Genomic DNA, 4,465 nt, shown 5'->3' with positions numbered 1-4,465 from the left:
GCCATACGGTGGGGGAACCGAGGCCCTCCACTTGTAGGTAACACCTACCGCGCGCTCCGCGCGCGAACAACCGCGCTCCGCGCGTCGAAGCGCCGCCGCTGTGCGGAAAGTGCCTTGCTCAGGCAGACACGCGGTCCCGTCGAGCGCGAGTCAACATGTAGTCCTCGGCCCGCACAGCCTTGGTCCGCATCCAATACCGCCAAGTGAACCCAGGCCACACAGTCCGGTTGATCCCCTGCGCATCCAAGTACCAACTCTTGCAGCCACCCTCAGTCCACACCCCCTTGGTCAACTTCCGCTGCAACTGCCGGTTGAACCGAGCCTGCACATCAGGCCGCACGTCCAACTCATCCGCCCGGTGCCGGTCCAACAACTCCAGACACTGCCGCACGTACCGGATCTGCGACTCGATCATGAAGACCACCGAGTTGTGCCCCAACCCGGTGTTCGGCCCGAGCAGGAAGAACAGGTTCGGGAAGCCCGAGACCGTGATCCCGTAGTACGTCTCGATCCCCTTCTCCCGCCACTGCTTGGCCAGGTCGACGCCGCCCTTCCCCTGGATGTCGAGGTAGTCGAAGCTGTCGACCACGTGGAAGCCGGTGCCGTAGATGATCGTGTCGACCTCGTGCTCGATACCAGCCTTGTCCACGATGCTGTTCTCGCGCACCTCGGCAATGCCGTCCGTGGTGAGGTCAACGTTCGGCTTGGTCAAGGACGGGTAGTAGTCGTTGGAGATCAGGACTCGTTTGCAGCCCATCGTGTAGTCCGGCTTGAGCTTGGCGCGCAGGTTCGGGTCGGGGACCTGGGAGCGCATGTGGCGTTTGGCGATGTTCTGCGCGAATTCCATGATCTTCGGGTTCACGGCGAAGCCCAGGGCGCTGGATTCGCGTGTCCAGTAGACGAAGTTCCGGTACAGCCGCTGGGCGCCGGGGACCGCCCGGAACAGGCGCTGTTCCCACGTCCTGATGGAACGGTCCATTTTGGGCATGATCCACGGGGGTGTGCGCTGGAAGATCGTCAACCTTTCCACCTGGTCCGCGATCTGGGGCACGAACTGGATGGCCGAGGCGCCCGTGCCGACCACGGCGACCCGTCGACCCGTGAGGTCGTGGGAGTGGTCCCATTCGGCGGAGTGGAAGGTCTTGCCCTTGAACTTCTCGATGCCCGGTAGCGCTGGGACGTTCGGGATGTGCAGTGCGCCGACGCCGGCGACGACCGCCTTCGCGGTGTAGGTGTCGCCCTGTTCGGTGGCGACGTGCCAGACCTTGGCGTCCTCGTCCCACCGCGCGCCCGCGACCTTGGTGTTGAAGCGGATGTGCTCGCGCAGCCCGTACTTGTCGGCGACCTGCTTGAGGTAGTCCCAGATCTCCGGCTGGCGGGCGAACATGCGCGACCACTTCGGGTTCAGCTCGAAGGAGTACGAGTACATGTGGGACGGGACGTCGCAGGCGCAGCCGGGGTAGGAGTTGTCGCGCCAGGTCCCGCCCAGGTCGCTCGCCTTCTCGAGCACGACGAAGTCGCGCTCGCCGGTCCGCTTCAGCTCGATCGCCATGCCCAGGCCGGAAAAGCCCGTGCCGACGACCAGGACCTTGACCTCTCGGTGCATCCCGACCTCCTCGTCCGGCTACATACTCCCCAGTAGGTTACTCGAAGTAAGTTACCTCCGGTAGTCTCGACTTCGTGACCACCACCGAGGAGCCGCGCCGCAAGCGGATGCCCAAGGCGCAGCGCAAGGCGCAGATGCTCGACATCGCCGAGCAGGTGTTCGCCGAGCGCGGCTACCTCGCGGCGTCGATGGACGAGATCGCGGAGCGCGTGGGTGTGTCCAAGCCGATGCTCTACGAGTACTTCGGCTCGAAGGAGGGCCTGCTCATCGGGTGCATCCACCGGGCGCGCACCGAACTGCTGGACCGCACGCAGCAGGCGATCGCCGGGGCGTCCTCACCGGAGGAGATCCTGCGGCTGGGACTGCTGGCGTTCTTCGAGTTCATCGGGGAGCACAAGCAGGCGTGGGCGTTGCTGCGGCAGGAGGCGGCGGTGACCGTGCCGTCGGCGGTGGAGGAGATCGAGGGCATCCGGCGGCAGCAGACGGACCTGATCGCGGCGGTCATCGGCAGCTTCGACACGGACATCGACGTGGTCGAGGCGGAGGCGTTCGCGGAGATCGTCGTCGGGTCGACCGAGCGGCTGGCGCTGTGGTGCGAGCGCCGGCCCGAGGTGGGACCGGCGCTCGCGACCACCTACGTCATGGAGGTCGTGTGGCGGGGCGTGGCCAACAGGCTCAAGGGGTGAGGACGACCTTCAACGCGCTGCGGTCGTCCATCGCGCGGTAGCCGTCCGCGACCTCGTCGAGCGGGATCGTCCGGTCGAAGACCGGCGACGGGTCGAGGCGGCCGGCCAGGACGTCGGCCAGCAACTCGGGCAGGTAGGCGCGCACCGGCGCGAGCCCGCCCGCGATGCCGATGTTCCGCCCGAACAACTTGCCCGTGGGCAGGTTCGGCGCCTGGTGCGGAACGCCGACGTAGCCGATCCGCCCGCCGTCGCGGACCAACCCGATGGCCGTCGTCCAGGACTCCTCCGTACCCACGCACTCCAACACGACCGGCGCACCAAGCCCACCGGTCAACTCCCGAACCTTCTCGACCGCTTCGTCACCGCGCTCGGTCACCTGGTCGGTCGCCCCGAACAACCGAGCCACCTTCGCCCGGTCCTCGTGCCGCCCCAGCGAGATGATCCGCTCGGCACCCAGCCGCCGAGCCGCCAGAACTCCGCACAACCCGACCGCACCATCCCCGACCACGGCAACCGTGGCCCCCGGCGCGGCCCCGGCCGACACCGCCGCGTGGTGCCCAGTGCCCATCACGTCGGACAGCGCGAGCAGGGCGGGCAACAGGCTGTCGTCAGCCTCTTCGGGAACCCGCACAAGCGTGCCGTCGGCGAACGGGACACGTACCGCCTCCCCTTGGCCGCCGTCAGACGTGCCGGACCCCCAGAACCCGCCCGCACGGCACGAGGTCGGAAGGCCTTGGACGCAGTAGGGGCAGGTCCCGTCGCTCCAGACGAAGGGCGCGATCACGCGGTCCCCAGGCTGGACGGAGGTGACCTCGGGACCGACGTCGACCACCCGACCGACGAACTCGTGCCCGATCCGCTGACCGGGTGCGCGCCGCGAGACCCCTCGGTAGGCCCACAGGTCACTGCCGCAGATGCACGCCAACTCGACCTGGACGACGGCGTCCCCCGGGTCATGGACGGCAGCGTCCGGAACTTCCTCGACGCGGATGTCCTGGGGTCCGTGGATCGTCGTCGCCCGCACCGGGCCTCCTCGCGTCGTCGGGGGTTGGGTGCGGACATCCTCGCAAGGGGCGCGGCGTCACGTCAGTACGGGATCCACTGCTCGGATGGCTTTGCGTGCGGGGACCCGGTGGGAGCCGGCCGGGGGGTGGCAGCCGGTCCCACCGGGTCATGGGGGTGTGGCTTTGAGGGTCAGGCCCTGCGACGCCGGGTGACGAGAAGGGCGAGCGCACCCGCGCCCACGCTCAGCAGACCCAACAGGACCATCCAGGACGTGTTCGCGCCGGTGAAGGCCAGTGCCTGGTCGAGGACTGCGGCAACCGGGTTCTGCGGGTCGCCCTGCGCGCCGGCAGGCGGGGTCTGGGTGGACGACGTGCTGGTGGACGTGTCCGAAGTCGACGTGGACGTCGAGGTGGAAGTGGAGGTGGACGTCGAGGTCGTCGTGGGGACCGTGGTCGGCGCGGTCGTCGTGGTGGTCGTCGTGTCCGTGCAGCCCGTGTGCGCCGGGTTGCTACGGCCGACGCCCGCGTTGCGGTCGCACTCGTACCCGGCGTTGCCGTCCGAACCGCCCGGCAGCTGGCCAGGAGGGTTCTTGTTGTCGGCGTTGCCCACACAGCCGGCACACGGCTGGCCAACCTGCTGCCCATCACCATTGCCGTTCTCGGACGGAGAACCATCGCGCGTCGAGTCGTACGGACCGTGCGTGTTGGCACCGTGGTCGGTGAAGTCCGCATTGGACGGCGGCTGCGGCGCGTTGGTGTCTTCCTGCGCGGGCTGACCCTGCTGGGCGGGTTGCCCCTGCCCGTGCTCACCGGCCTGGCCGTGCTCCTGGGACTGGCCGGGCGGGGTGAATCCGGGGTCGGTGCCGTTGCCGTTGCCCGGGTCGGCGGTGGCCGCCACCGGGGCGAAGACTAGGCCGAGTGCGGCAGTGGCGGCTAGCAACAGGCGTCTGGACATGGCGTCCTCCTGGAGCAGGGACTTAATCCATCCGGGGTATCGGTGTGGACGCCAGTGTGTTACCCGTCACTCCACGAAGTCATGCTTCACCTCACCGAGTGACACCGAGAGGTCACGGACCGTCGCGCGAAGCGCGATCTTCGCGCGCGCGGAGCGCGCGGTAGGTGTTACCTACAAGTGGAGGGCCTCGGTTCCCCCACCGTATGGCCTGCCC

At 68.3% G+C, this 4,465-nt stretch carries 4 protein-coding genes; 1 reads left to right on the top strand and 3 read right to left on the bottom strand.

The window, feature by feature from the left end; translation table 11 throughout:
* Positions 1–118: 118 nt before the first annotated feature.
* Positions 119–1,606 carry a flavin-containing monooxygenase gene (locus tag WBN91_RS38970; RefSeq protein WP_337729319.1) on the bottom strand — a complete coding sequence of 496 codons (1,488 nt, stop codon included), beginning with the start codon at positions 1,604–1,606 and terminating at the stop codon, positions 119–121.
* A 107-nt stretch (positions 1,607–1,713) separates the two neighbouring features.
* Here WBN91_RS38970 and WBN91_RS38965 point away from each other — a divergent pair, with 107 nt between their 5' ends.
* The gene (locus WBN91_RS38965; RefSeq protein ID WP_121231327.1) at positions 1,714–2,292 is read left to right on the top strand and encodes a TetR/AcrR family transcriptional regulator; all 579 of its coding nucleotides are present in this window, start codon (positions 1,714–1,716) and stop codon (positions 2,290–2,292) included.
* On the opposite strand, the gene WBN91_RS38960 is transcribed toward WBN91_RS38965, so the two are convergent.
* Entirely contained in the window at positions 2,282–3,316 is a 1,035-nt protein-coding gene (locus tag WBN91_RS38960; protein WP_337729320.1) for a zinc-dependent alcohol dehydrogenase family protein, read from the bottom strand. The genes WBN91_RS38965 and WBN91_RS38960 overlap by 11 nt on opposite strands.
* Before the next feature lie 170 nt (positions 3,317–3,486).
* Positions 3,487–4,251: an LPXTG cell wall anchor domain-containing protein gene (locus WBN91_RS38955; protein WP_337729321.1), complete on the bottom strand. Its 765-nt coding sequence runs from the start codon at positions 4,249–4,251 to the stop codon at positions 3,487–3,489.
* Positions 4,252–4,465 lie beyond the last annotated feature (214 nt).

It is taken from the genome of Saccharothrix sp. CCNWYY140 (assembly GCF_037401995.1).
In the GTDB taxonomy this organism is placed as follows: domain Bacteria; phylum Actinomycetota; class Actinomycetes; order Mycobacteriales; family Pseudonocardiaceae; genus Actinosynnema.
Note: the sequence above shows the minus strand (reverse complement) of the source record. Positions and strands in the feature narration are given on the sequence as shown.

Excerpts from the sequence above, each read along its gene's own strand:
- WBN91_RS38970 (WP_337729319.1), bottom strand. The coding sequence starts at position 1,606 with ATGCACCGAGAGGTCAAGGTCCTGGTCGTCGGCACGGGCTTTTCCGGC.
- WBN91_RS38965 (WP_121231327.1), top strand. The coding sequence starts at position 1,714 with ATGCCCAAGGCGCAGCGCAAGGCGCAGATGCTCGACATCGCCGAGCAG.
- WBN91_RS38955 (WP_337729321.1), bottom strand. The coding sequence starts at position 4,251 with ATGTCCAGACGCCTGTTGCTAGCCGCCACTGCCGCACTCGGCCTAGTC.